The sequence below is a fragment of the Vibrio sp. MA40-2 genome, assembly GCF_047302445.1.
Taxonomy (GTDB): domain Bacteria; phylum Pseudomonadota; class Gammaproteobacteria; order Enterobacterales; family Vibrionaceae; genus Vibrio.
This window is the reverse complement of record NZ_CP178628.1, coordinates 701,795-727,642: the sequence shown is the minus strand read 5'-3', so window position 1 is coordinate 727,642 and position 25,848 is coordinate 701,795. Positions and strand designations below refer to the sequence as shown.

General features: G+C 39.8%; 23 protein-coding genes and 1 pseudogene. 18 read left to right on the top strand and 6 right to left on the bottom strand.

Features of this window, described 5'->3' with window-relative positions; translation table 11 throughout:
* Nucleotides 1-353: 353 nt before the first annotated feature.
* Entirely contained in the window at nucleotides 354-2,984 is a 2,631-nt protein-coding gene (locus tag ACLKML_RS10950; RefSeq protein WP_413285343.1) for a penicillin-binding protein 1A, read from the bottom strand.
* Nucleotides 2,985-3,123: 139 nt separating this feature from the next.
* Here ACLKML_RS10950 and pilM point away from each other — a divergent pair, with 139 nt between their 5' ends.
* The 16 genes and pseudogenes from pilM to ACLKML_RS10870 all read left to right on the top strand — a co-directional run bounded on the left by pilM (nucleotide 3,124) and on the right by ACLKML_RS10870 (nucleotide 19,391).
* Nucleotides 3,124-4,116 carry a pilus assembly protein PilM gene (pilM, locus tag ACLKML_RS10945; RefSeq protein ID WP_413285342.1) on the top strand — a complete coding sequence of 331 codons (993 nt, stop codon included), beginning with the start codon at nucleotides 3,124-3,126 and terminating at the stop codon, nucleotides 4,114-4,116.
* Nucleotides 4,116-4,661, top strand: a complete 546-nt coding sequence (locus ACLKML_RS10940) for a PilN domain-containing protein (RefSeq protein WP_413285341.1) — start codon at nucleotides 4,116-4,118, stop codon at nucleotides 4,659-4,661. The genes pilM and ACLKML_RS10940 overlap by 1 nt, the downstream gene beginning before the upstream one ends.
* A gap of 64 nt (nucleotides 4,662-4,725) precedes the next feature.
* On the top strand, nucleotides 4,726-5,358 hold the full coding sequence (locus ACLKML_RS10935) for a type 4a pilus biogenesis protein PilO (protein ID WP_413285340.1): 633 nt from the start codon (nucleotides 4,726-4,728) through the stop codon (nucleotides 5,356-5,358).
* A 223-nt stretch (nucleotides 5,359-5,581) separates the two neighbouring features.
* Nucleotides 5,582-6,562, top strand: a pseudogene (gene pilQ / locus ACLKML_RS10930) (type IV pilus secretin PilQ); the annotation flags it as partial.
* Between the two features lie 246 nt (nucleotides 6,563-6,808).
* Nucleotides 6,809-7,327, top strand: a complete 519-nt coding sequence (aroK, locus tag ACLKML_RS10925; protein WP_317716586.1) for a shikimate kinase AroK — start codon at nucleotides 6,809-6,811, stop codon at nucleotides 7,325-7,327.
* 22 nt (nucleotides 7,328-7,349) lie between these two features.
* Nucleotides 7,350-8,435: a 3-dehydroquinate synthase gene (gene aroB, locus ACLKML_RS10920; RefSeq protein WP_413285339.1), complete on the top strand. Its 1,086-nt coding sequence runs from the start codon at nucleotides 7,350-7,352 to the stop codon at nucleotides 8,433-8,435.
* Nucleotides 8,436-8,479: 44 nt separating this feature from the next.
* Nucleotides 8,480-9,940, top strand: a complete 1,461-nt coding sequence (locus ACLKML_RS10915; RefSeq protein ID WP_413285338.1) for an AAA family ATPase — start codon at nucleotides 8,480-8,482, stop codon at nucleotides 9,938-9,940.
* 63 nt (nucleotides 9,941-10,003) lie between these two features.
* Nucleotides 10,004-10,864 (top strand): Dam family site-specific DNA-(adenine-N6)-methyltransferase, encoded by an 861-nt coding sequence (locus ACLKML_RS10910; RefSeq protein ID WP_413285337.1) that lies wholly within the window; start codon nucleotides 10,004-10,006, stop codon nucleotides 10,862-10,864.
* A gap of 91 nt (nucleotides 10,865-10,955) precedes the next feature.
* The gene (gene rpe, locus ACLKML_RS10905) at nucleotides 10,956-11,630 is read left to right on the top strand and encodes a ribulose-phosphate 3-epimerase (protein WP_413285336.1); all 675 of its coding nucleotides are present in this window, start codon (nucleotides 10,956-10,958) and stop codon (nucleotides 11,628-11,630) included.
* An 80-nt stretch (nucleotides 11,631-11,710) separates the two neighbouring features.
* A complete protein-coding gene (locus ACLKML_RS10900) occupies nucleotides 11,711-12,388 on the top strand; it encodes a phosphoglycolate phosphatase (protein ID WP_413285335.1) in 678 nt (225 codons plus the stop codon).
* 89 nt (nucleotides 12,389-12,477) lie between these two features.
* Nucleotides 12,478-13,482 (top strand): tryptophan--tRNA ligase, encoded by a 1,005-nt coding sequence (trpS, locus tag ACLKML_RS10895; RefSeq protein WP_413285334.1) that lies wholly within the window; start codon nucleotides 12,478-12,480, stop codon nucleotides 13,480-13,482.
* Between the two features lie 144 nt (nucleotides 13,483-13,626).
* Nucleotides 13,627-14,205, top strand: coding sequence for an aminodeoxychorismate/anthranilate synthase component II (locus tag ACLKML_RS10890; protein WP_317716593.1), 579 nt, complete (start codon nucleotides 13,627-13,629; stop codon nucleotides 14,203-14,205).
* Between the two features lie 472 nt (nucleotides 14,206-14,677).
* On the top strand, nucleotides 14,678-15,889 hold the full coding sequence (locus ACLKML_RS10885; RefSeq protein ID WP_413285333.1) for an aspartate aminotransferase family protein: 1,212 nt from the start codon (nucleotides 14,678-14,680) through the stop codon (nucleotides 15,887-15,889).
* Nucleotides 15,890-15,935: 46 nt separating this feature from the next.
* On the top strand, nucleotides 15,936-16,955 hold the full coding sequence (gene astA / locus ACLKML_RS10880; RefSeq protein ID WP_413285332.1) for an arginine N-succinyltransferase: 1,020 nt from the start codon (nucleotides 15,936-15,938) through the stop codon (nucleotides 16,953-16,955).
* Nucleotides 16,956-17,050: 95 nt separating this feature from the next.
* Nucleotides 17,051-18,523 carry a succinylglutamate-semialdehyde dehydrogenase gene (gene astD, locus ACLKML_RS10875; RefSeq protein ID WP_413285331.1) on the top strand — a complete coding sequence of 491 codons (1,473 nt, stop codon included), beginning with the start codon at nucleotides 17,051-17,053 and terminating at the stop codon, nucleotides 18,521-18,523.
* A 73-nt stretch (nucleotides 18,524-18,596) separates the two neighbouring features.
* A complete protein-coding gene (locus ACLKML_RS10870) occupies nucleotides 18,597-19,391 on the top strand; it encodes a DUF1338 domain-containing protein (protein WP_413285330.1) in 795 nt (264 codons plus the stop codon).
* 124 nt (nucleotides 19,392-19,515) lie between these two features.
* Here the strand turns inward: ACLKML_RS10870 and epmB are convergent, their stop codons facing one another.
* The gene (gene epmB / locus ACLKML_RS10865) at nucleotides 19,516-20,556 is read right to left on the bottom strand and encodes an EF-P beta-lysylation protein EpmB (RefSeq protein ID WP_413285329.1); all 1,041 of its coding nucleotides are present in this window, start codon (nucleotides 20,554-20,556) and stop codon (nucleotides 19,516-19,518) included.
* Between the two features lie 35 nt (nucleotides 20,557-20,591).
* On the opposite strand from epmB, the gene efp reads away from it, so the two are divergent.
* Nucleotides 20,592-21,158: an elongation factor P gene (gene efp / locus ACLKML_RS10860; RefSeq protein WP_317716599.1), complete on the top strand. Its 567-nt coding sequence runs from the start codon at nucleotides 20,592-20,594 to the stop codon at nucleotides 21,156-21,158.
* A 124-nt stretch (nucleotides 21,159-21,282) separates the two neighbouring features.
* Here the strand turns inward: efp and frdD are convergent, their stop codons facing one another.
* Genes frdD through frdA form a run of 4 tightly spaced genes read right to left on the bottom strand, consistent with a single transcriptional unit; the run spans nucleotide 21,283 to nucleotide 24,595 of the window.
* Complete coding sequence (frdD, locus tag ACLKML_RS10855; RefSeq protein ID WP_413285328.1) at nucleotides 21,283-21,645, bottom strand: fumarate reductase subunit FrdD; 363 nt, start codon at nucleotides 21,643-21,645, stop codon at nucleotides 21,283-21,285.
* A gap of 10 nt (nucleotides 21,646-21,655) precedes the next feature.
* Nucleotides 21,656-22,039 (bottom strand): fumarate reductase subunit FrdC, encoded by a 384-nt coding sequence (frdC, locus tag ACLKML_RS10850; protein WP_413285327.1) that lies wholly within the window; start codon nucleotides 22,037-22,039, stop codon nucleotides 21,656-21,658.
* 4 nt (nucleotides 22,040-22,043) lie between these two features.
* Entirely contained in the window at nucleotides 22,044-22,784 is a 741-nt protein-coding gene (locus ACLKML_RS10845; RefSeq protein ID WP_413285326.1) for a succinate dehydrogenase/fumarate reductase iron-sulfur subunit, read from the bottom strand.
* Nucleotides 22,784-24,595 (bottom strand): fumarate reductase (quinol) flavoprotein subunit, encoded by a 1,812-nt coding sequence (frdA, locus tag ACLKML_RS10840; protein ID WP_413285325.1) that lies wholly within the window; start codon nucleotides 24,593-24,595, stop codon nucleotides 22,784-22,786. The genes ACLKML_RS10845 and frdA overlap by 1 nt, the downstream gene beginning before the upstream one ends.
* A gap of 270 nt (nucleotides 24,596-24,865) precedes the next feature.
* Here frdA and epmA point away from each other — a divergent pair, with 270 nt between their 5' ends.
* Complete coding sequence (epmA, locus tag ACLKML_RS10835) at nucleotides 24,866-25,840, top strand: elongation factor P--(R)-beta-lysine ligase (protein ID WP_413285324.1); 975 nt, start codon at nucleotides 24,866-24,868, stop codon at nucleotides 25,838-25,840.
* Nucleotides 25,841-25,848 lie beyond the last annotated feature (8 nt).

Below are 25,848 nucleotides of genomic sequence, written 5' to 3'. Positions count from 1 at the left end.
AGGGTTTTATTGTGTTTGCTGTAACCCTAAATAGGTAGAGGGTTTGTGTGTGTAAACCTAGGGTTAGGCAGTGCTAGTGTTGCGAATACTCCTAATTGGTAATTTGGTTATTTAGGGTGATTTTGTTGCGTGAATGTTAATTTATATTGTTCTTTGTAATGTTTTTTCTTTATTGAATTAGTTGGGGTGTTAAGAGTGATTGGTTAGCTTAATAGTCAAATAGTATGTTGGGTCGTGAAGATGGATAGTGAGGATGGGTGGTGAAGAAAAGGATAGTGAAACAAGGTAAGGCAGTAAAACAGGAAGAAAAAGTCATTCACTTTTTCTTCCTGTTTTATATTACGGTTAAAAACTTAGAATAGGGATTCTTCTCCACCTGTTTCGCTTTGAGTGGAGTAGATATCAAGTTTGTCATGATTAGCGTCTTCAACGAACCGAGTCGGTTCAGTGCCTCGTTCGAAGTACTCAAACATTGAGCTTGAGTCAGATTTGTTAGTACGTAAACCTGATTCTCTATCTATTCTAATTCGTACAATTCCTGCAGGAATAACTTTTTCAGTTTTTGGTGCATCCGCTAAGGCGACTTTCATGAAATCAATCCAGGCTGGTTGAGCGGTTTTTGCACCTGCCTCCCCACCTGTGGCCTGTTCGTTTCTGGCTAAATTAGAGTTTCTACTGGTTCTACCTAATTTTCGATTATGATTATCGAATCCAACCCAAGAAACGGCGACAACATTCGGACCGTAACCATTATACCAAGCATCTTTTGAGTCATTGGTGGTACCTGTTTTTCCTCCAACATCTCGTCTACCTAATTTCTGGGCTCTGAAGCCAGTTCCATTCCAGCCCGTTCCTTTTGACCAATTACCACCGCCCCAAATATTGCTATAGAGTAACTCTCTTACTAGGAAAGCATTTTGTTCGGTAATGACTTGTGGTGCGTATTGTTGTTCCGTTTCGTTAACATCTACCTCGTTAAAATCGTCACTATTGCTTTGCGCAAACGAATCACTTTCGCCTAACTGAGTGCTCTGGTTCAGTTGGTCGTTTTGTTCGTTGTTATCTTCCATTGCTATGGAAGTGGTATCGCAATTCGTTTTGCAAATTAAAGTAGGTTCAGCTTGAAATTCTAAATCACCAAATGGCCCTTCTACTTTTGAAATATAGTAAGGTTCAACATAATAGCCACCATTGGCAAATACTGAATATCCTTGAGCCAGTTTTACCGGCGTTAAACTACCAGCACCAAGTGCAATGGTTTCCGATTTTGGCAATTTATCGAGTTCAAAACCGAAACGAGTTAAGTAATTGCGTGTGTCCTCTAAGCCTACAGACCTAAGAACTCTTACTGCCATTACGTTTTTAGATTGAGCTAGACCAATGCGCATTCTTGTTGGTCCGATATACGTTGGAGGTGAGTTTTTCGGACGCCATGCAGTTCCCGCTTGTTCATCCCAACTGTTAATAGGTGCGTCATTAATTAAACTAGCTAATGACATGCCTTTATTTATGGCTGCTGAGTAGATGAATGGTTTTATACCCGAACCAACTTGACGAATTGATTGAGTTGCTCGGTTGAATTTACTGTGGATAAAATTAAACCCACCTACCAGAGAGATCACAGCCCCGTTGTTGGGATCGATGGCAACAAAGGCGGTGTTGGCATTCGGAACTTGGCTTAGTCTCCATGTGGTTTCTATCGTATTTTCATCGCTATCATTTTCTTCATCGCTAGATTTTGCTGTGTTAGGTCTGACCCAAATTTGTTCTCCTTGAGCAAGAATGTCGTTTGCCGTTTTTGGCGCAGTCCCTTGTCTTTCATCGGTAATAAATTTTCTAGCCCATTTCATCGCATCCCAAGAGAGCTCAGCATACCCTTGATTTTTTATATAAACTTGAGCACTTTTAGTTTCGACAGAGAGCACCACTGCTGGACTTAATTGACCATAAGTTGGTTGCTTTTTAAGGTGTGCGATTAATTCTTCTTCACTTAATGCATCTTCTTCTTTTTGCCAAACTTGTTGTTCTGCGCCTCTGTAGCCATGCCTTTCATCATAGTTAAGAAGATTGCTGATAGCTGCAGTTTGGGCTGCTTGTTGTAATTTAGAATCAACAGTCGTAAACACCTTCATACCTGAGGTGTAGGCTTGCTCTCCATATTTTTCAACCATCCAAGAACGCGCGATTTCTGCAATGTAAGGTGCATTCACTTCAATTTCAGTACTAAATGATTTACCGAGCAGTACTTCGTTTTTCGCGTTTTCATATTGTTCTTGGCTGATGTATTTTTCATCTAACATACGAGCGAGAACCACATTTCGACGTGTAGTCGCACGGTCTATGGAATAAATCGGGTTCATCGTCGAAGGTGCTTTTGGCAAGCCTGCTATCAAAGCCAGTTCACCAAGTGATAAGTCTTTTACCTCTTTACCAAAGTAAACTTGAGCAGCGGCACCTACGCCATAAGAACGATGACCTAAATAAATTTTGTTTAGATATAGCTCTAAAATTTCATCTTTGGTCAACAGTTGCTCGATATGAAAAGCAATGAACATCTCTTTTATTTTTCGAATCAATTTTTTTTCGTTTGATAAGAAGAAATTTCGAGCTAATTGCTGGGTAATGGTGCTTGCGCCTTGTTTTGCCGAACCTGACATAATCACCACTATAGCCGCACGAGTAATACCTATGGGGTCTATACCATAGTGGGAGTAAAAACGACTATCTTCAGTGGCAATGATTGCCTCTAGCAACTCTTTAGGCATTTCATCTATTCGCAGTGGGATCCTGCGTTTCTCACCAAATTGAGCGATCAGCTTATTATCTTGGCTATACACCTGCATGGGAGTCTGCAGTTCAACATCCTTTAACGTCGCTACGTCTGGAAGTTGTGGTTTCAAATAAAAATAGAAGGCAACTATTGTTGTGACTCCAAGAATGATGCAAATCACTGAAAGAATAAGTAGACGCTTTATGAACTTCACCGAAAATTCCCTGATTGATTGAGGTTGTTTGGTTATGAATCCGAGTACATTAAGGCAACAGTTTAGCATATGGATAAAGCTCTGAGCTTAAAATTTATTCACTTGCGTACTCTGTAACAGTTAATGGAGTGTGATAAATATGAGAGAGCCCTTGATTACTGGCATTGATGTTGGTGAGTACTCTATAAAAGCGGTTGTTATTCGCCCGAAAAAGGGACGCTATACTATAAAATATTATGTGGAGCTATCTGCCGAAACGTCTTTGTACTCGGTTGATTTTTTGTTTAATCACCAAGAAGTTGTTAAGAAGTTTCAACAGTTGAATAAAGCGTTACCGATATTTAGTTCTAAAGTCGCTTTGTCGATTCCTGAACAAGTCGTTTTTGATCAAATTGTCCCTGTAGAATCGGGCTCAAATACTTTTGAGGTTCAATTTGCTATACAACAAGCCCTTTCTCTTGAATCTTCCATCCCATTAGAAAACCTAAGTCTCGATTTTGTACCAATAGAAGACACCAATGAAGAGGTTTCATCTACCTGTGATGTTCATGTTTATGCAACCTATCGTCAAGTGATAGAAGATAGAGTCAACGTTGTTAAAAATGCGGGTTTCACTCCTTGGTTAATACAGAGCGAAAATATGGCGCTGATGCAATTATTGTTATTTATTACGGATTATTGGAGCAATGAAGCAAGCCAATATGAGTTGAATCATAGTTTGCTACATATTGAACAGAGCAGCAGCGTGTTTTGTTTTGTCGATGCTACGCAGATGCCCCACTGTAAAACGATAGAATTTGGTGTTTTACAACTTAATGAATTAGGGATGGATGAATTCATTAAGCAGTTAAAAATATTTATCCAGCCGATTATTCAAGTATTACTTACATCAAAAACTGCGATTCAATCTCATCAAGTTTGGTTAAGTAATGATGGGGTAGCGGAGCGAGATAATGAGGAAAAAATAGTATCTGAACTCAAGCAAGTTATGCCCATGAACCAAGCAATCAAAATAGATCGTTTGGTTTTATCAGATTTGTTTATTGGAGCGTTGGATTCAAACTGTTTGAATGGTTTTGCAAAGACGATTGGAGTTGCAATTAGTGGTCTTGTATGGAAAGGAGAACAGTAATGTTGACCAATATTAACTTTCTTCCTTGGCGCGAGACCAATTTACACTACCGAAAAAGACGATTATATCTGTTGAGCGTTATTAGCCTGATATTTTCTGCATTGGTTCAAGGTTGGTTGCATCACAACGTTTCTCAACAAAGCGTTCATATTCAACGTTCTATTGTTGAGCTCGAAACAATGGGCGTTTCGGTTGATAAGCAGCGTGCTTTGACGGTTCAATTGCAGGCGGAACAAGCCGTGTTAGATGAACAACTGACTCGCATAAGATCTCTAGAAAATAATAAGTATTCTATGATGTTAGTGTTTAATTTACTGGGAATACTGCTCCCTGAAGGCCTTGTATTGGATAGTGTTTCAAAAAATAGCGATAGGGTTTATTTATCTGGTTTTTCTTATCAGGCCGATTTGATCGATGAACTAGTCAATAACTTGAAACATAGTCATCAATTATCCAATGTGGAAATTCAGTCTATGTTCACTCGTGATACACACCCCGTGTCTCATTACTTTGCTCTGTTATTTAGTATTAAAAAAGCGCTGTGAATGAGTAAACGATTAGTCTTAGCCACTTAGATATTGAGATAACCAGTTAACAATAAAGGAGTGCATGATGAGCTCTTGGCAAGAAGCGAAAATAACATTGTCTCAGTTGCAAGTAGGTGATGTGGTATACTGGCCAATTCATATTCAAGCGATGCTAATTCTAGTATTGGCCACTACTTTTCAACTGCTATTGTTTATTATTTTTGTCTATCCAAAAATAGATGAACAGAAGCACCTTCATACTTTGCAATCAGAAGCTCAAATAAATTATCAAATTAACCGTGATAAATTCAATAACAAAGAGCGAGTAACCAGTCGCGCTGCGTTAAAGCAGAAAAATGCGGACAAAAAAGCACAAATTTCCGCATTTTTTCAAGCTTTACCTAACAATGAGCACTTAACCACTATCTTGACTTCTATCAGCCAAAAAGCACGAGAGAATAAATTAGAAGTGATTGATTTGAGTTGGGGGCAAAAAATAGAGAATGACTTTCTTTACCAGCTGCCTATTAATATTGAGTTAAGAGGAAAATATCATGATGTCGGATATTTTTCTGAAGATATTGCAACGTTTGTTAGCTTAGTTGTGATTGAACAACTAAGTCTAAAAAATAGCCAAACAGCCGATCAACGATTAGACATACACATGACTGCGCTGACATATCAAGTAGCAAATTTGGATGACAACCATGAATAAATTACACATTTACTTATATTTGGTGATGTTTTTCTTTGTTGCACTTATTTTTGTCAGTGGTGCTGAGGCTGACGAAGTTGTCATCGTTCCTGAGCAACAAGTAATCAAATCTGAATCACCAAGTAAAACTTATCAGGCGGTCAATAACCGAGACCCTTTTGCTGATATTTCAACGCTCAACAAGAAGCCTTTAGTTTCAGTCAATTCTGGCAAGACGATAAAAAAGCCAAAGCCAAAGGTAGAAAAAGAATTGTTACCTGAACCGCCTGTGGATTTGAGGTTTATAGCGATCAAATATGCTGAAGCGGAGTCTTTGGTTCAATTGTTGAGCCAAAATATGCTTAGTGAAAGAGGAACTATTGGGTTTGATGAGCGAACTAATATCCTCATAGTGAAAGATCAAAAAGAGTACCTAGAACAAATATCACAAATTATTGACGTGCTTGATTCCCCTGGTAAACAAGTGCAAATAGAAGCCAGAATAGTGATTATAAATGAAGGTAATTTACAAGAGTTAGGGGTTCGATGGGGAATGCGATCGGACAATATTAGCGGTTCAATAGAAGGCATTAATAATGATTTATTATCTGATGATGCCGCTATTGATATTGCAGATTATTTGAATGTAAATTTAGCCAGTTCGTCAGTCAATGCATCCAGCATTGCTTTTCAAATCGGGACATTTGGTTCTTCTGCTCTATTGGATTTAGAACTATCGGCTCTACAGGCAGAATCGAAAGCTGAGGTCATATCTAGCCCTAAATTGTTAACAATCAACAAGAAACCTGCTTATATCGAACAAGGTACAGAAATTCCGTATCTTGAATCGAGTGAGAGTGGGGCGGCTACGGTTAAATTTAGAAAAGCGGTACTTAGCTTAGAAGCGACACCTCAAATTATGCCTGATAATAAGATCATGTTAGATCTGCTCGTTACTCAAGATAGGCCGGGTCAAATAGTACAAACAGGTACAGGAGAGGCAATAGCAATTGATACACAACGAATAGACACTCAAGTTATAGTTGATGATGGTGAAACTATCGTTCTTGGTGGGATTTTTGAGCATTCTATGATCAGTTCGGTAGATAAAGTGCCGCTTTTAGCGGATATTCCAGTGTTAGGGAACTTGTTTAAGCGTACTTATGAAAATGAAACCAAAAGAGAATTACTTATATTTGTCACGCCCCAAATTATAGTGGAATAGGTTTATTTGATTGATTTAAAATGACTTTATGGTTTTATTGTAAGCTCAACGCTGCCCCTTTATTATTTAAATTAATAAAACAAAGTAAAATTAGGTTGCATTACTGTCAGCAGATCTAGATAATTTCGGGTCTTATCACGACAGTACTGTGAGGAATCGGTGTCACCAATGAAGTTAGCTGAACGATTAATAGCAACTGAATGTGTGGCAATGTCATTGAATTAACGCTGTAAATTAATGCTGAACATGGCTGAAAAACGTAATATTTTTCTTGTCGGCCCGATGGGTGCTGGCAAAAGTACAATAGGTAGACACCTAGCATCGCAACTGCATATGGAGTTTTTGGACTCAGATACAGTTATTGAAGAACGCACAGGCGCAGATATCGCTTGGGTATTTGATGTTGAAGGTGAAGATGGTTTCCGCAAACGCGAAGAAACGGTTATTAATGACCTGACTGAACAACAAGGTATTGTTCTAGCAACAGGAGGTGGTTCGGTTAAAAGTAAAGATAACCGTAATCGACTCTCTGCCCGAGGTATTGTTGTATATCTTGAAACAACAATCGAAAAACAATTAGCACGTACTAACAGAGATAAAAAACGCCCACTATTACAAACAGATGATCCAAAGGAAGTTTTGGAATCACTGGCAGATGAGCGTAACGCTTTGTATGAAGAAGTCGCGGATTATACTGTTCGCACCGATGATCAAAGTGCTAAAGTAGTAGCAAATCAAATCGTAAAAATGCTAGAAGAACGTTAAGTTCAATTACGGAGAGCAAACCATGGAAAAGATCACAGTTGATCTTGGTGAACGAAGCTACCCTATTTCTATCGGCGCCGAGTTATTTAATGACTCGGCGTACTTTTCTTTTTTATCCGCCAAGAAAAAAGTTGTCGTAATTAGCAATGTGACCGTTGCGCCTCTCTATGCAGATAAATTGGTTTCTCTGATAGAAAAACAAGGCTGTGAAGTGTCAATTCTTGAATTACCTGATGGTGAAAAATACAAAACGTTACAGACGTTTGAAACCGTAATGGGTTTTCTATTAGAAGGTAATTTTGCAAGAGATGTCACTCTTATTGCTTTAGGTGGTGGTGTGATTGGAGATTTGGTTGGCTTTGTGGCTGCGAGTTACCAACGTGGCGTGGACTTTGTTCAAGTGCCAACAACACTATTGTCTCAAGTTGATTCTTCAGTTGGTGGTAAAACAGCTGTTAATCATCCTCTTGGCAAGAATATGATTGGTGCATTTTATCAACCTCAGTCGGTCATAATTGATACTAATTGTTTAGCTACGCTTCCTGAGCGAGAGTTTGCAGCTGGCATGGCTGAAGTGATCAAGTACGGCATTATCTATGATCAAGATTTCTTTATTTGGTTAGAAGATAATATGGATCGACTCTATTCACAGGATGAGCAAGCACTTACTTATGCTATTGCTCGTTGTTGTGCAATTAAAGCGGAAGTGGTGGAACAAGATGAAAAAGAAGCGGGTATTCGAGCTCTGCTTAATCTTGGACACACTTTTGGTCATGCGATTGAAGCTGAGTTAGGCTATGGTAATTGGTTGCATGGTGAAGCTGTTTCTGCGGGTACAGCAATGGCTGCGAAAACAGCTCAACTGCAAAATTTAATTACACAACAGCAACTTGAACGAATAATAGCTATACTAGTGAAAGCTAAGTTACCAGTTCATACGCCTGAGACTATGTCCTTCGATGATTTTATGCAGCATATGATGCGAGATAAAAAAGTATTGTCTGGTCAATTACGCCTTGTTTTACCGACAGGTATTGGTTGTGCTGACGTTGTATCTGATGTTCCTAGTGAAAAAATCAAGCAAGCAATAGACTATTGTCGACGTTAACAGGTAAAACCTTTTAATAACTTGAATTCAATAGGAACAATGTAATGAGTTTGGCCCATGAGTTGCGAGTTTTAGACATAGAGTCGCAAATAGAACTGCTTGATCGATTACGACTTCTTACGCGATTTGGTTCCAATTTAACCAATATTACCGGAGAGAAAAACTCCGGTAAGTCTTGGATAGCACAACGTTATTTAGAGGCTTGGGCTCAAGATAAAAATCAATCTCTCCTAATGTGTCATCCTAATCAAACTGACGCACAAAAAAGAACGATCCTATTAAATCAAATTGTTTCCAATCCGTTGTTTAATGAAAATGATCCTATAGCCGATAGCTTTAGCCGTATGTTGGAAGATAATAGTTGCGACGTTGTTTTTGTTATTGATGATGCTCAATTATTGAGTGAAGCAATATTAGCCGAACTTTGGACTCTGGTTTTACAAGCTCAAGTTACCCCTCAATGGAACATCAATGTTGTTTTATTCACGACAGGGAATGGTTTAGATAATGTGCTGTCGCGTTTAAGTTATGGGCAAGAGAGTAAACCTTTATCATTGGAGATTGAACGGCTTACCGCCTCCGAAGTTGAGATGTTTATGGAACTCTTGGTACTGAAATATGTATCGGGAGAAGATGAAAAAAGAAAAGTTCGTAATAAAGTAAAAAATACACCACCGCTACCAGGTGCTCTAATGGCATTAGGAGAGACTAAAGTGGAAAAACGAATCATTATTCGCTCGATAATCGGCTCACCAATAAAAATAGCCATACTCGTTGCTATTTTACTGTTGCTTATTATTGGTGGTTATTTCTGGTTTTTCAATCATTCTGGGCCATCGATAAACAATAAAAGCAGTGAAGATCGACAGTTTGTTGAACAAACAGTTATTCCAACCGTACAGTTAGATAGTAGCCAAACTGGAGATAGCTCGCAAACGATAGAGTTAGTGGATAAATCGACTGCTGTGGATGATTCAGCTGCTCTACCTCCACAGGTCATTGATAGCACAGCAACGGTTGGTCATTCCGATGATGGAAAACGATTGGTTGTTCCATCTAATGTTGTTGATGCTTTATTAGATGGTGGTACTGCAGATACTCAAACTATTGACGATGCTGTTTTACAAGCTCAATTAGAAAAAGCACCACCTGTAGCAGAAACAGATTTTGAAAGAGATAAAGATGCCCCCCCTCTAATTACCTTCTCTTTTTCTAAACAAGAGTTAATGGCAATATCTGATCGTAGTTATACCCTACAAATAGCAGCGTTAAATTCGCTAAGTGAAACTCAAAGCTTTATCACTCAGCATGGTATAGAAAATGATGTTCGGATTTATCCCACTCGTCGAGATAATGCTCAGTGGTTTATTGTTACCTATAAAGATTTTTCAACCATCCAAGACGCTCGTGATGCAAGATCAGAGTTACCTCAAGCGGTCCAAGATCTTGAGCCTTGGGCTAAGTCAATGTTACAAGTACATAGAGAAATTGAGCGTGCAAATTAACGCTGGCTTCAAAATGTGTTACAGTCCGCAACCTCGAAAAATAGTGGGTGGCTTGAGCGGTAGATGAAAAAGAAGCAACGTGCATTCCTTAAATGGGCTGGCGGAAAATATGGGCTGGTGGAAAATATACAAAGCCATCTTCCGCCTGCAAAAAAACTGATCGAACCATTTGTTGGTGCAGGGTCTGTTTTTTTGAATACCGACTATGAAGAATACCTACTTGCGGATATTAATCAGGATTTGATTAATATCTACAACTTGCTCAAAACCGAGCCTGAAAAATATATTGAAGAATCCAGACGCTTTTTTAAACCAGAAAGCAATAAACGAGAGTTTTATTTAGACACTCGCGCGCAGTTTAATGCCACGGATGATCTTTGGTTTCGTTCCACCGCCTTTTTATATATGAATCGATTTGGTTTCAATGGCTTGTGCCGGTATAACAAAAAGGGTGGGTTTAATGTTCCATTTGGTTCTTATAAAAAGCCTTACTTCCCAGAAAAAGAACTGATTTTTTTTGCAGAGAAAGCTAAAAAAGCCACGTTCGTATGTGAAAATTATATTGATACTTTTTCACGAGCGCGAAAAGGCAGTGTTATATATTGTGACCCTCCTTACGCACCACTCTCTAATACAGCCAATTTCACCTCTTACGCTGGGAATGGTTTTACCTTGGATGATCAGGCTAATTTGGCCGAAGTCTCTGAGCGAACGGCCAAGAAGCGTGGCATACCAGTGTTGATTTCTAATCATGATACAGTTCATACTCGTCGCCTGTACAAAGGCGCGGAGTTAGACGCTATTCAGGTCAAGCGAACGATTAGCCGAAACGGTGGTACAAGGAATAAAGTGAACGAACTGTTTGCTTTGTTTAAACCCGATGAAGAAATCGAAGATGAGCGTATTAAAATAAGCTTGGTATAAATCTGTTTTCGTTACTTTATACTATCAACGGTTAGTTTCCTTCGGTAGAATTAGCAGCACATTTCACCCGATTCTATTTAAGAGACTTAGTATGAAAGACTTTCTCATTGCACCTTCCATTTTATCTGCCGATTTTGCTCGCTTAGGAGAAGATGTAGAACGTGTTCTTGCTGCTGGTGCAGATGTGGTTCATTTTGATGTGATGGATAATCACTTTGTTCCAAACCTCACTTTTGGTGCTCCAATTTGTAAAGCTTTGCGTGACTACGGTATTACCGCACCGATTGATGTGCATTTGATGGTTAAGCCTGTCGATAGAATTATTCCTGATTTTGCTGAAGCGGGTGCAACCATGATTACCATTCACGCTGAAGCTTCAGACCATTTAGACAGAAGTATTCAATTAATAAAAGAATGCGGATGCCAAGCCGGTATTGTTTTTAACCCTGCCACACCCTTAAGTTATCTTGATTATTTAATTGATAAAGTTGATATGATTTTGCTTATGTCGGTTAATCCGGGTTTTGGTGGTCAGTCATTTATACCTAGTTCTTTAGATAAACTACAAGATATTCGTCAACGAATTGATGCTTCAGGTCGAGATATTCGTTTAGAAATCGATGGTGGCGTAAAAGTCGATAATATTGCTGAAATAGCCCAAGCAGGTGCGGATATGTTTGTTGCCGGGTCCGCTATTTTTAATCAACCAGACTATAAGGCTGTGATTGATCAAATGCGTGCTGAGTTGGCCAAAGTGACTCGTTAGAGCTTTAGCCAACATAGTATAAAAATTATCCTTGTTGGCGATGAATAGATAAAATTAATAATTTTGTGACGGAGAACAAAATGTCATTTGAGAAAGTAAAGTTCATAGCCTTTGATTTAGATGGAACGTTATTGGACAGTGTTCCTGATTTGGCTTGGGCGGTGGATCAAACCGTGCAAGCTTTAGGGCATGCGCCTATTGCCGAAGTTGAAGTACGAGATTGGGTTGGTAATGGTGCAGATGTGCTTATTGCACGAGGTTTAAGTCGAAATATTCATGTAGATGAAAGCCTAAGCTCAACTGATATTAAAACAGCGCGTAAGATGTTTGATGAATTTTATGCGGCAAGTGGTCATAAATTAAGTCACTTATATCCAACCGTTGTTGATACGTTAAAACAATTACAGCAACGAGGGTATGTTATGGCGTTAGTGACCAATAAACCCTCTAAGTTTGTTCCTGAAATTCTACAGCAGCATAAATTAAGTCATTTTTTTAGCGATACAATTGGTGGTGAAGATTTTCCAAAGCGAAAACCTGATCCGATTGCTCTTAATTGGTTACTTGAAAAGCACGGTTTTTCTGCGGAGCAAATGTTGATGGTAGGGGATTCAAAAAATGATATTTTGGCAGCAAAGAACGCAGGCTGTCTTTCATTTGGTTTAACCTATGGTTACAATCATGGCGAGTCAATATCAGATTCGAATCCAGACTTTGTCGCCGACCAACTCTCTGAATTGCTGGATATTTTGTCTTAGGTTGTAAACTCGACCAATAGATATCATTCAGGGGCAAGTCTTTAAATTATTAGCTACATAAATATTAAGTAAGTGAAGGAAATCATAAAATGAGCAAACCTATCGTATTAAGTGGTGTTCAACCATCAGGTGAACTAAGTATTGGTAATTACTTAGGTGCTCTACGTCAGTGGCAACAGATGCAAGACGATTATGATTGCCAATATTGTGTTGTTGATCTGCATGCGATTACGGTACGCCAAGAAGCAAAGAAACTTTACGAAGCAACATTAGATGCGTTGTCAATTTGTCTTGCGGTTGGCGTGACGCCAGAAAAAAGTACTTTGTTTGTGCAATCACATGTGCCTGAACATGCGCAACTTGGATGGGTTTTAAACTGTTATACCCAAATGGGCGAATTGAATCGTATGACTCAATTTAAAGATAAATCTAAGCGTTATGCTAATGATATTAATGTTGGTTTGTACGACTATCCAGTATTAATGGCTGCCGATATTTTGATTTATCAAGCCGAGCAAGTTCCGGTGGGCAGCGATCAAATGCAACATTTAGAGTTAGCGCGTGATATTGCCACTCGATTTAATAACCTATATGGCGAAACGTTTGTAGTACCAAAAGCTTATATCCCAGAAGTTGGTGCCCGGGTTATGAGCTTGCAAGACGCAACTAAAAAAATGTCTAAATCGGATGATAATCGTAAGAATGTTATTACTCTTTTAGAAGATCCAAAATCGATCACTAAAAAGATTAAAAGTGCAGTAACAGACCCAGAAGATCCACCTCGTGTTATTTACGATATAGAGAATAAACCAGGTATTGCTAACTTGATGGGCTTAATGTCTGCAGCAACGGGAAAGACTTACGCTGAAATTGAAGCGGATTACCAAGGCAAAATGTATGGCCATTTAAAAGGTGATGTTGCGGAAGCGGTGGTAGCTATGCTTGAACCAGTACAAGCGGAATATAAACGTATTAGAAATGATAGAGCATATTTAGATTCAGTGATGAAGATGGGCGCAGAAAAAGCATCTGAACGTGCCGCAGTCACATTGAAAAAAGTTTATGAAGCAGTAGGCTTTGTTACTCGTCCTTAGTGACAGATTATTGAAGCGAAGATGACGATAAATCCACCTTGTTAAAGGTGGATTTTTAGTTGTGTCATTTGTCAGTTTTTTCTTGCCTTTCTTATTCTCTATAGCACAATGTCGCGTTAGCCAAACAGCCTTTTATCGAGCCTTATGTTACTTATTATTGATAACTATGATTCCTTTACTTACAACTTATACCAGTATTTCTGCGAATTGGGTGTAGAGGTAAAAGTGATTAGGAATGATGATATTGATATTCAAGGAATTAAAGCACTAAATCCCAGCCATTTGGTTATTTCTCCCGGCCCTTGCACACCGAACGAAGCAGGTATTTCATTATCGGCTATAAAATATTTTGCCGGTAAACTGCCTATATTTGGCGTTTGTTTAGGGCATCAAGCTATTGCGCAAGCGTTTGGTGGTGACATTATTCGAGCCGAAAAAGTGATGCATGGTAAAACCTCCAAGATTCAACATAATGGCAAAAGTGTTTTTGCTGGTGTTAATAACCCGCTTACTGTAACGCGTTACCATTCATTGATCGTTAAACAGGCTTCATTACCTAAAGCGTTTGAATTGACGGCTTGGACAGAGAAACAAAATGGTCTAATGAATGAAATTATGGGCTTTCAGCATAAAACCTTGCCTATTGATGCGGTTCAATTTCACCCTGAATCGATAAAAACTGAACAAGGTCATCAGCTTCTCGCCAATTTTTTGAGTCGTTAAATGTTTTAATGATACAGAGTGCCTAACAGTTAACTCCCCCGCTCCCTGACCAGTTTAGTTTTGCGAGTAATTTATTTGCTACTCTGTTTAGGGTCTTTAGTTGTTAAGTTGTTATCTTCCAAAAAAACACGTTTAAATTTTGTCCCTTGCATACTTTATCTATTATTGAATAAAGCGAATGACAGCTTTAATTAAAGATTGCTTTTCATCACGTTTTTTTTCTCTAGAATGGTTTATTCAAACGTCACAAATATAAACTCGATGAATTTGCTGTATTTAGTCATTTTTTCAGTAAAACTTTTTGAATTATTTTTAAATACAGCGACTAACTCATGAGTAAATGGTCAATAATGGGACTCTTTCGCGAATAAATAAATTACATCGTAATGCCGTGTGAAAGTAGGACAAATAATCGATTGGTTGATATTCAACTAAATATAGCCAATTGATTTCGATATGGAGAATGAAGGCAATGGATAATAAAGTCGACCGTCAGCTATTTGATGAAGTCATGGTACCTTGTTACAACCCAATGGATATGATCCCAGTAAAAGGTCAAGGTGCTCGAGTATGGGATCAGCAAGGCAATGAATATATTGATTTTGCTGGTGGTATTGCAGTGAGTTGCTTAGGTCACTGTCACCCTGTGATGGTAAAAGCAATTACTGAGCAAGCCAATAAACTTTGGCATTTAAGTAATGTGATGACCAATGAGCCTGCGTTGCGCTTAGCCAAAAAACTTACTCAACTTTCATTTGCCGACAAAGTCTTTTTCGCCAATTCTGGTGCAGAAGCAAATGAAGCCGCGTTAAAACTGGCTCGTCGTGTTGCGGCTGATAAATATGGTGAAGAAAAATCAGAAATCATTGCCTTTAAACAAGGGTTTCATGGTCGAACTTTCTTCACAGTTACTGTTGGCGGACAATCTACTTATTCTGATGGATTTGGACCTAAGCCGGGCAATGTCACTCACCTAGATTACAACGATTTAGAGGCGTTTAAAGCGCAAATATCTGACAAAACTTGTGCCGTTATGATGGAACCTTTGCAAGGTGAAGGCGGAATTGTTCTTCCAAGTAACGAATTTGCTCAAGCAGTGCGGGAATTGTGTGATAAACACAATGCTCTGTTGATTTTCGATGAAGTACAAACAGGTAATGGCCGTACCGGAACTTTTTATGCTTATGAAGGATTAGGTGTGACGCCTGATATTTTGAGTACAGCCAAATCACTTGGTGGCGGTATTCCAATTGGTGCCATGTTGACGACTGATGAGTTTGCGCCTCATTTAAAAGTTGGTACCCATGGTTCGACTTATGGTGGTAATCCATTAGCGTGTGCTGTGGCAGAAGCGGTAGTTGACTTAATCAGCCAACCGGAAACATTAGCTGGTGTAAAAGAACGCGAGATAATGTTCCGCGACGGTTTACAGGCTATAAACCAAAAATACCCTATTTTTACCGAAATTCGTGGGAAAGGGTTATTACTCGGCGCAGCACTAAACGAAGAGTGGCAAGGTCGCGCTCGAGACGTTTTGGTCGCAGCAGGTAAAGAAGGCTTAATGCTTTTGGTTGCTGGTGCTAATGTTGTTCGTTTTGCTCCTTCTCTTGTTATCGACAAGAACGATATTGAGCAAGGCTTAGTGAAGTTAGAAAAAGCCATCGCCTCGTTGGTAAACGATTAACCCTAAAGGGAATTTTAGGAACCATAACCTGCAAGGAGTACAGCAAATGTTGGTTGTTAGGCCTATACAAAAAACAGATTATGATGCTTTGCGCGTATGCGCAGAAGAATCAGGGCATGGTTTTACTTCTTTGCCTGTAAACGAAGAATTGTTAACCAATAGGATTAACCATTCCGTTGATAGTTTTAATAAACCTAACGTCACCAAGGCGGGAGACGAAGGCTACTTGATGGTCGGTTTCGATTCTGAAACTGGCGAGATAGGTGGCACCACGGGAATAGAAGCCGCTATTGGTTGGGATGTACCTTTTTATACTTATCACATAAGTAAAGTCGTGCATTCATCCGCTAAGCTAGGGGTAAACAATGTGGTAAAACTGCTCACTTTTGGAAACAACTACACCGGTTGCTCTGAAGTGTGTACCCTGTTTTTGAGACCAACATTTCGCGGTGGCCTTAATGGACGGTTAATGTCTAAATGTCGTTTTTTAATGATGGCCGAGCATCCACAGCGATTCGCTAAAACTGTTTTTGCCGAAATGCGAGGGGTATCTGATCAACACGGAAACTCTCCTTTTTGGCAGTGGCTACAAGAACACTTTTTTTCTATTGATTTCACCTTAGCTGATTATTTAACCGGCATCGGCAAAAAAGGTTTCATTGCCGATTTAATGCCGAAACTCCCTATTTATGTCAATCTACTAAGTAAAGAGGCTCAAGCCGTTATTGGGCAAGTTCATGACAATACGGTGCCGGCATTAAAATTACTCGAAAGAGAAGGGTTTGTCTGTCGAGATTATGTCGATATTTTTGATGCAGGCCCAACAGTAGAGTGTGATTTAAATAATATTGCCTCGGTTAGAGACTCCTTCAAAGCCAAAGTGGAAATCAGCGACCATGCCAGTTCTCAAAGCTATTTGATGATCAATACTTGTTTTGAAAACTTTCGTGCTACCGCAGCTAAAGCAGCCTATGACCAAGAAACAGGTCGGGTATTGTTATCGTTAGAGGTTGCTACGGCATTAAACGTTCAAAATGGTGATTATGTTCGCCTACTCGCTCAATAACTCATTGATTAGTCGGCTGCTAGTTTGTTATTAGTTAGCTCATAATAGCGACTGCCAATGAGCAATACACAACCGTACCTAATAAGGAATAAACAATGGAGCAGGATTTCACGGTTCAATGGATAGATGGCCAATGGATAAAGGGTCAAGGTGTTGCGATGGAATCGACTTCACCGTATAACGGCAACGTAATATGGCAAGGTAATAGTGCAACGTCAACTCAAGTTGAGCAAGCCGTAAAAGCAGCTCGTGGCGCTTTAATTGAATGGAAAAAGCGTAGTTTTGCCGAAAGAGAAGCCGTATTGCTTGCGTTTGCTGAAGAAGTAAAAGCCAGCAGTGAAGGTATTGCTCGAATTATTGCTGAAGAAACCGGAAAACCTCTTTGGGAAACACGTACAGAAGCGGCTGCCGTAGCAGGAAAAATTGCGATTTCTATTCGAGCTTATCATGATCGAACTGGGGAAACGCACCGCGAAGTGGGTGATAACCAAGTGGTGCTTCGTCATAAACCACTCGGTGTTATGGCTATATTTGGTCCTTATAACTTTCCTGCTCATTTGCCTAATGGGCATATGGTTCCGGCACTTTTGGCTGGTAACACAGTGGTTTATAAACCATCTGAACAGACACCAGCAACGGCCGAATTTATCATGAAATTATGGCATAAAGTCGGTTTGCCAGCTGGCGTGATTAACTTAGTACAAGGCGGCAAAGATACCGGAATCGCTTTGGCTGAATCAAAGGGCATTGACGGTTTATTATTTACTGGTAGTGCCAATACGGGCAATTTGCTGCATCGTCAATTTGCTGGTCAACCCGGTAAAATGTTGGCTCTAGAAATGGGAGGAAATAATCCCATGGTTATTTCTGAACAATATGGCGAACTTAATGCCACGGTATACACGATTATTCAATCGGCGTTTATAAGTGCCGGTCAGCGTTGTACTTGTGCACGACGCCTTTATGTTCCGACAGGCGACAAAGGCGATCTGTTAATTGAACAATTGACCACCGCTATTAAGCATATCGTTATAGATGAACCATTTGCTGATCCTCAACCATTTATGGGGCCACAAATATCAATAGCTGCCGCAGAGTTTATTATCAATGCGCAAACAAAACTATTGGAATTGGGTGCTTGCTCGATAGTAGAAGCAAAGCAGACAAAAGCTGCATTTGTTTCGCCTGGATTAATTGATGTGACCGCGGTAGCGTCACTACCAGATGAAGAGTATTTCGGACCTCTGTTACAAGTTATTCGTTATCAAGATTTTTCTCACGCGATAGAATTAGCCAACGATACCCGCTTTGGTTTATCCGCTGGGCTCATTTCAACCGATGATAATGAGTGGCAATATTTTGTCGACCATATTCGTGCCGGAATAGTTAATCGTAATCGTCAGTTAACGGGCGCTAGTGGTGATGCACCATTTGGTGGGCCGGGAGCCTCTGGGAACTTACGACCAAGTGCTTATTATGCGGCTGATTATTGTGCTTATCCTATGGCGTCAATGGAAGGGAGCGAAACGTTGCTTCCCGCCACATTGAACCCGGGAATAACGTTGTAAAAAGCGAATAACACTCGATCGGTCGTTTACCTAACGGCAACTATCCAGAGTTTAAGTTAACTAAGGAGCGAGCATGTCACTAGATGGCTTATTTCAAAATTTATGGAATGACTATATTGAACGTCTTTGTCCATCGGCAAAAAAAGTTCATGATTTACTCGAAGAAAATGAGGCGCTAATTAACGATCACATTGCTTTGAGAACATTCTCTTTATCAACGTGTGGCATTGCTTCTCTGGCTAAACCGTTTTTAGCACTTGGCTATAAAGAATGTGGTGATTATCTTTTCGAAAAAAAACACCTCACTGCTAAGCATTATGAGCACCCTGATCGAACTAAACCGAAAGTATTTATCAGTCAGCTAGAAGTCGATTTGTGTTCGCCTTTAGTGCAAAAAATAGTCAAAAAAATGATTACTCAAATTGATAAAGAAAAATTAACCCACGCTAATTTTCTTTATGGCGGAAGGTTATGGGATTGCAGTTATCAAGAGTATCAACAGCTTGCAAAAGAGAGTGAATATGCAGCTTGGTTAGCGGCTCATGGTTACGGAGCGAATCACTTTACCGTTAGTGTTAATCAATTGGCTGAATTTGATAACGTGAAGTCAGTGAATGATCATTTAAGAGTAAATGGTTTTGCTATTAATGAGGCGGGTGGTGAAGTAAAAGGTTCAGCGCAAGTCTTATTAGAACAATCATCGACGATGGCGGATAAAGTATCGGTTCAATTTTCTGATGGCGTAGAGACAATTCCGGGTGGGTTTTATGAATTTGCTCTAAGATATCCGATGAATAATGGTGAATTATATCAAGGGTTTGTTGCCGCTTCAGCGGATAAAATCTTTGAAAGTACTAATGAGTCATAACTTAGTTTATCAATTTCCTCGCTCTTACGCTGTGAGAAACCCCGTATGGCTAAGCGATAAAATAGATCTCGCAATAAGTGGGACTGATGATTATATTCAGCCCCACTTATTGTTTATTGTTCGCTTACTCTAGCCCTAAATCTAATGGGGTTTTACTTGGCCTGCCGCCTATTTCTCTGGTCAGTTTAGGAACGAGGTAGCCTGAAACTCGAGTCATCACCTCAGCCATTATATTTTTAGCTTCTTGATCACTAATGTAAAAATGGGCGGCGCCTTGAACTTTGTCTAATACATGCAGATAGTAAGGTTGCACACCAGCATCAAATAATGCTTCATTTAAATCCACTTGTGCATTGGCGTTGTCATTAATTCCTTTTAGCAAAACAGCTTGATTCAGTAAATGAACACCCGCTAATTTTAGCTTATGCAACGCTCTTGTAAGCTTATCATCTATTTCATTGGCGTGATTAATATGAGAAACAAACACAACCTGTAGCCTGGTTTCATGTAAGGTCGCGCATAGATTATCTGTGATTCTTGATGGGATAACTACCGGTAGACGAGAATGAATTCTCAAACGCTTAATGTGATTTATTTGGCTAAGTTTTTCGATCAGCCACTCTAATTCCTGATCTTTTGCCATTAATGGATCACCGCCAGATAGAATCACTTCATTGAGCTCGGTATGTTGGCTGATGTAGTTGATATTTTGCTGCCAAACGACCTTGCTACCCTTATTTTCATTGTATGGAAAGTGACGCCTAAAACAGTAGCGACAATTGATAGCACAACCTCCTTTAAGGATAAGAAGTGCTCTATTTTTGTATTTGTGCAAAAGGCTTGGTTGTGGATTATCTTGTTCTTGCAACGGATCGCTTGAGTAACCTGGATGAATATCTAGTTCAGCATTTAGTGGTAAAACTTGCAAAAGTAATGGATCGTTAATATTACCTTTTTCCATTTTATTGATGAAATCGATAGGAACACGTTGAGAAAATTGCTTCTTTGCCAAAAAATTTATTTGGCCAGTTTTATCTTTTGGCCAGTCAGATTGCGGAATTTGTAGTATTTTTAATAGGGTTTCAGGATCGGAGATCGCATTCGTTAATGCATTGAGCCAGTTTTGCTCAACAGAGACAGGTTTTCGGGGTATGATATGCGACATTAAAATTTAACTCGAAGAAAATTTAAGAGGACAAAATGGCTACAGTTAGCACTAATGAATTTAAAGGCGGTCTTAAGTTTATGCTTGATAACGAGCCTTGCGTAATTCTTGATAATGAATACGTAAAGCCGGGTAAAGGCCAAGCATTTAACCGCGTAAAGCTGCGCAAACTACTTTCTGGTAAAGTGCTAGAGAAAACATTTAAGTCTGGTGAAAGCTTTGAACAAGCAGACGTAATGGATATCGATCTAGATTATCTTTACTCAGATGGCGAATTCTATCACTTTATGAATGCAGAAACATTCGAACAAATTGCTGCTGATGTTAAAGCCGTTGGTGATAGTGCGAAATGGTTAGTTGAAAACAACTCCTGCATGATTACGCTGTGGAATGATAACCCTATTTCAGTAACACCGCCAAACTTTGTTGAACTAGAGGTTACTGATACAGATCCAGGACTGAAAGGCGATACGGCAGGTACAGGTGGCAAACCAGCAACCCTTTCTACTGGTGCTGTGGTTCGTGTTCCTCTATTTATCCAAATTGGTGAAGTTATTAAAGTGGATACTCGTTCCGCTGAATACGTTGGTCGTGTTAAGTAATAACGAATTAACGTTGCTAATAATGATGAAAGCCCGTACTTGTACGGGCTTTTTTAATGGTGTTTTGCTTAATGTGTTAACTCGACCAATAATAGTCGTTAGTTGGCTATTATTTGATATAAAGTTAAATCATATAGATAAAAATAACGCTGAGCGCTGAAATTAAACCAGCAACAAAGTAACAAACAATTTTACCTACCACACCAGTATGCAATTTTAGATCGTGCATACCATGATGAAGCCTGTGCATTGCGTGCCACATTGGTAACGCTAGGCTGGCAATAACAAAAAGAGCACCAATAAAGCTGGTAGCAAAATCGGCTACTCTTTCATAACTCATCGCTTCGGCATCAATAACTCCGAGCGGAACAAGAATACCGAGTACCAAAATAGTGATAGGAGTAATCATGGCAAACCATGTTCCTCCAGCACCGAATAATCCCCACCATACGGGCTCGTCTGAACGTTTTGGATGTTTATTAACCACAATGAGCTCCTTACACAATGATGAGTATAATTAATGATATAGCGGCTACTGCTGCCCACTGACCAAGAACTAAAATCTTGCTGTCAACAAGTTTGCCTTTTAAGCGTACCGGCATAACTTGAGGAAACATATTAAAAAAGGTTTGCGCGTGGAAAAGGCTTCCTGCGAGTGAGACGATATTAATCGCTACAACGACAGGGTTGGCCATGAATTCTAACCAAGCTTCCCAAGATTCAGCCCCTTTAACTAAACTCGCTAAGCCACAAGTTAAGCATAACGTGAAGAATATTAGTGGCAGTACCGTCGCTTCACGTAACATATACATGCGATAGAAGTTACTTTTTTGCCACCATGTTGCTTTCATTTCGCGAACATAAGGTTTACGGTTACTCATCCCTTTAGCCCTCCTGAGGTTTTAGCATAGCAATCACAAAGTCTTTAGAAGACTCAACTTTACCTTGGTTTACTGCTGCTGCAGGATCAACGCTTTTTGGACAAACTTCAGAACAAAAGCCAACGAATGTACAGCCCCATACTCCATTTTCTCCGTTAAGCAATTCCATACGTTCAGCTTTACCGTTGTCGCGACTGTCTAAATTATAACGATGAGCAAGTGTGATGGCTGCTGGACCAAGAAACTCTGGATTCAAGCCAAACTGAGGACAAGCTGCATAACAGAGGCCGCAGTTAATACAAGCAGCAAACTGTTTGTATTTTGCCATTTGTGCTGGAGTTTGGTTGTTTGGGCCATCCTCAGGTTTACGATCATTACCTAATATATAAGGTTTAAGCGCTTCAAGACGTTCAATAAACGGTGTCATATCTACGATTAAATCTTTTTCGATTGGGAAATTAGCCAATGGTTCGATAAGCAAGCCGTTTGGATAATCACGCAAGAAAGTTTTACAGGCGAGCTTCGGATAGTTATTAACCATCATGCCACAAGAGCCACAGATAGCCATGCGACAAGACCAACGATAAGAAAGATCTTTATCTAGATTATCTTTAATATAGCCAAGTGCGTCTAGTACCGACATTGTGTCATCAAACGGAACTTCGAAAGTTTGTTTATACGGTTCGGCGTCTTTTTCTGGGTCATAACGCAGAATATCGACTTTTTGAATTCTAGTATCAGCCATTATTTCTGCTCCTCTGCTGCTTTAGCATCAGCTGCTTCTTGTGCTGCGGCTTCTTCTGCTGCTGCGCCATATAAGCGAGCTTTAGGTTGAGATTTAGTGATGGTTACGTCACTATATTTGATGATTGGTTCTTCACCGTTGTTGTACAGCGCCAATGAATGTTTTAGGTAGTTATCATCATCACGTTCTGTGCAACCTTCATCAAGGCGTTGATGCGCACCACGAGATTCACGACGAAGAATGGCTGAGTGTGCCATTGTTTCCGCGACTTCTAAGCCGTAACCGATTTCGATGGCATAAAGAAGATCAGTGTTAAATACTTTACCTTTATCTTTGATACTGATTTTTTTATAACGTTCTTTCAATTCTGCCAGTTTAGCTATAGTTTGTTGCAGTAGATCTTCACGACGATATATACCACAGCCAGCTTCCATTGAATGACCCATTTCCGTACGAATATCTGACCAACTTTCGTCACCTTCTTGGTTCATTAATGCTTGAATGCGATCTTCGACAGCTTTTACTTGTTTGTCGATGGATTGATCATTCCAACCTTTGAAAGTTTCAGCATGTTTCACTGCACTTTCACCTGCCACTCGACCAAATACAACAAACTCGGCTAGGGAATTGGAACCTAATCGGTTGGCACCATGCAACCCAGAAGAGGCACATTCACCAACGGCAAACAACCCTTTGATCTTGGTTTCACAATGTGGATCGGTTTCGATACCGCCCATAGTGTAGTGAACGGTTGGTCTGATTGGAATTGGCTCTTTGGCTGGATCGACGTTTACGTATGCTTTGGATAATTCACAAATAAACGGTAGTCGCTCTTGAAGATATTCTTCGCCTAAATGTCTTAAATCAAGATGCACGACATCACCGAGTGGGTGATCAATGGTATTACCTTTTTGTTGCTCATGCCAGAATGCTTGTGACACCTTATCTCGTGGACCTAATTCCATGTATTTGTTTTTAGGTTCACCAACTGGTGTTTCCGGTCCCATTCCATAATCTTGCAGGTAACGATAGCCGTTTTTATTGACAATGATACCACCTTCACCACGGCAACCTTCGGTCATTAAAATGCCGGTTCCAGGTAAGCCAGTTGGATGATATTGGACAAATTCCATATCACGCAATGGAACACCGTGACGATACGCGAGAGCCATACCATCACCAGTGACAATGCCACCATTGGTGTTGGTATTGTAAACACGTCCAGCGCCTCCGGTTGCAAGTACAACCGATTTAGCTTTAATTGTAACGAGTTCACCTTCCGACATATGAATCGCGATTAAACCTTGAATTTCATCGTCTTCAACTAGAAGATCAACAACAAAGTACTCATCAAAACGCTTAATTTGGTTGTACTTCATTGAGGTTTGGAAAAGAGTGTGCAACATATGAAAGCCAGTTTTATCTGCCGCAAACCAAGTGCGTTCAACTTTCATTCCACCAAAACGGCGAACGTTTACTTCACCGTTTTCTTTACGGCTCCATGGGCAACCCCATTGCTCCATTTGGATCATTTCTTTGGTTGAATTTTCAACAAAGTATTCAACAACATTTTGCTCACATAACCAATCACCGCCGCCAACAGTATCGTTGAAGTGGTTATCGAGAGAATCTTCATCTTTGATTACTGCAGCCGACCCTCCTTCTGCTGCTACAGTATGTGAACGCATCGGGTAGACTTTTGATATCAGAGCTACTTCTAGCTCTGGATTGGCTTCAGCCGCCGCTATTGCAGTACGAAGACCAGCGCCGCCGGCGCCGATCACTGCGATATCTGTGGTAATTATTTGCACAGTTATCCTCCAGTGTGTATTCGCAAAGTTATAGAGGGTGAACTAGAGAAAGCACATCCTGTATACGATGCGTATTTAGTTTTAAATTATTTTCTGCCTGTTAAGCAGTGTACGGCAGACGTGTTATGAAAAAATTGATATTGAAGGTTATTTACCGTACAAAGATATTGGAAAGCATAGCATTTATTGAATGTGTGACCTGGGTCACTTAGATGGATTTTATGCGTTTTATTTTCAATACACACCAATGGGTTACATCGGTTTAAATATATGAACAATAATAATTGGCAACCAAATGCCAGTATAGAATTACTGACTTTAAGAGCCGAACTAATCAGCAAAATTCGACATTTTTTTTCGGAAAGAAAGGTAATGGAAGTAGATACACCTGCAATTAGTCATGCGACGGTGACAGATATTCATTTGCATACCTTTAAGACCCATTTTATTGGGCCTGATTATGCAAAAGGGCAATCTTTATATCTAATGACGAGTCCAGAATTTCATATGAAAAGATTACTCGCGGCTGGAAGTGGTTCAATATATCAGATTTGTAAATCGTTCCGTAATGAAGAGAATGGTCGCTATCATAATCCAGAATTCACTATGCTTGAGTGGTACCAAGTAGGGTTTGACCATCATGATTTGATGGATGAAATGGATGAGCTTTTGCAACTGATCTTACAATCGGGATCGGGGCAAAGGATGACTTACCAACACGCTTTTTTAAGTGTACTGAATGTATGTCCATTAGAAGCACCGATGAGTGAATTAAAGAAGGTTGCCGTAACCTTGGGGTTAAGTGATATAGCTGAGCCTGAAACTGATAGAGATACTTTATTGCAACTATTATTTAGTGTCGGTATTGAACCTAAAATTGGTATAGAAGCCCCTGCTTTCGTTTTTGATTTTCCTGCATCTCAGGCGGCTTTAGCTAAAATTAACCCTGAGGATCCGAGAGTCGCACAACGATTTGAGGTGTACTTTAAAGGGATAGAATTAGCAAATGGCTTTCATGAATTAGATGACGCGCAAGAGCAACTGTCTCGATTTGTAGCGGATAACCAAAAGCGGGCTAGCCTAGGTTTAGAAGCCCAACCTATTGATTATCATCTTATTGATGCGTTAAAAGCTGGGCTGCCTGCTTGTGCAGGTGTTGCTATGGGGATTGATCGGTTAATCATGCTCGCTATTGGTGTCGATCATATTGATCACGTCACAGCGTTTTCATTTTCTAGAGCGTAATGATTCGA

Excerpts from the sequence above, each read along its gene's own strand:
- rpe (WP_413285336.1), top strand. The coding sequence starts at position 10,956 with ATGAAAGACTTTCTCATTGCACCTTCCATTTTATCTGCCGATTTTGCT.
- ACLKML_RS10900 (WP_413285335.1), top strand. The coding sequence starts at position 11,711 with ATGTCATTTGAGAAAGTAAAGTTCATAGCCTTTGATTTAGATGGAACG.
- ACLKML_RS10940 (WP_413285341.1), top strand. The coding sequence starts at position 4,116 with ATGTTGACCAATATTAACTTTCTTCCTTGGCGCGAGACCAATTTACAC.
- frdC (WP_413285327.1), bottom strand. The coding sequence starts at position 22,039 with ATGAGTAACCGTAAACCTTATGTTCGCGAAATGAAAGCAACATGGTGG.
- ACLKML_RS10935 (WP_413285340.1), top strand. The coding sequence starts at position 4,726 with ATGATGAGCTCTTGGCAAGAAGCGAAAATAACATTGTCTCAGTTGCAA.
- aroK (WP_317716586.1), top strand. The coding sequence starts at position 6,809 with ATGGCTGAAAAACGTAATATTTTTCTTGTCGGCCCGATGGGTGCTGGC.
- ACLKML_RS10890 (WP_317716593.1), top strand. The coding sequence starts at position 13,627 with ATGTTACTTATTATTGATAACTATGATTCCTTTACTTACAACTTATAC.
- pilM (WP_413285342.1), top strand. The coding sequence starts at position 3,124 with ATGAGAGAGCCCTTGATTACTGGCATTGATGTTGGTGAGTACTCTATA.
- efp (WP_317716599.1), top strand. The coding sequence starts at position 20,592 with ATGGCTACAGTTAGCACTAATGAATTTAAAGGCGGTCTTAAGTTTATG.
- epmB (WP_413285329.1), bottom strand. The coding sequence starts at position 20,556 with ATGTCGCATATCATACCCCGAAAACCTGTCTCTGTTGAGCAAAACTGG.
- astA (WP_413285332.1), top strand. The coding sequence starts at position 15,936 with ATGTTGGTTGTTAGGCCTATACAAAAAACAGATTATGATGCTTTGCGC.
- ACLKML_RS10870 (WP_413285330.1), top strand. The coding sequence starts at position 18,597 with ATGTCACTAGATGGCTTATTTCAAAATTTATGGAATGACTATATTGAA.
- epmA (WP_413285324.1), top strand. The coding sequence starts at position 24,866 with ATGAACAATAATAATTGGCAACCAAATGCCAGTATAGAATTACTGACT.
- astD (WP_413285331.1), top strand. The coding sequence starts at position 17,051 with ATGGAGCAGGATTTCACGGTTCAATGGATAGATGGCCAATGGATAAAG.
- ACLKML_RS10910 (WP_413285337.1), top strand. The coding sequence starts at position 10,004 with ATGAAAAAGAAGCAACGTGCATTCCTTAAATGGGCTGGCGGAAAATAT.
- ACLKML_RS10845 (WP_413285326.1), bottom strand. The coding sequence starts at position 22,784 with ATGGCTGATACTAGAATTCAAAAAGTCGATATTCTGCGTTATGACCCA.
- aroB (WP_413285339.1), top strand. The coding sequence starts at position 7,350 with ATGGAAAAGATCACAGTTGATCTTGGTGAACGAAGCTACCCTATTTCT.
- ACLKML_RS10885 (WP_413285333.1), top strand. The coding sequence starts at position 14,678 with ATGGATAATAAAGTCGACCGTCAGCTATTTGATGAAGTCATGGTACCT.
- ACLKML_RS10915 (WP_413285338.1), top strand. The coding sequence starts at position 8,480 with ATGAGTTTGGCCCATGAGTTGCGAGTTTTAGACATAGAGTCGCAAATA.
- trpS (WP_413285334.1), top strand. The coding sequence starts at position 12,478 with ATGAGCAAACCTATCGTATTAAGTGGTGTTCAACCATCAGGTGAACTA.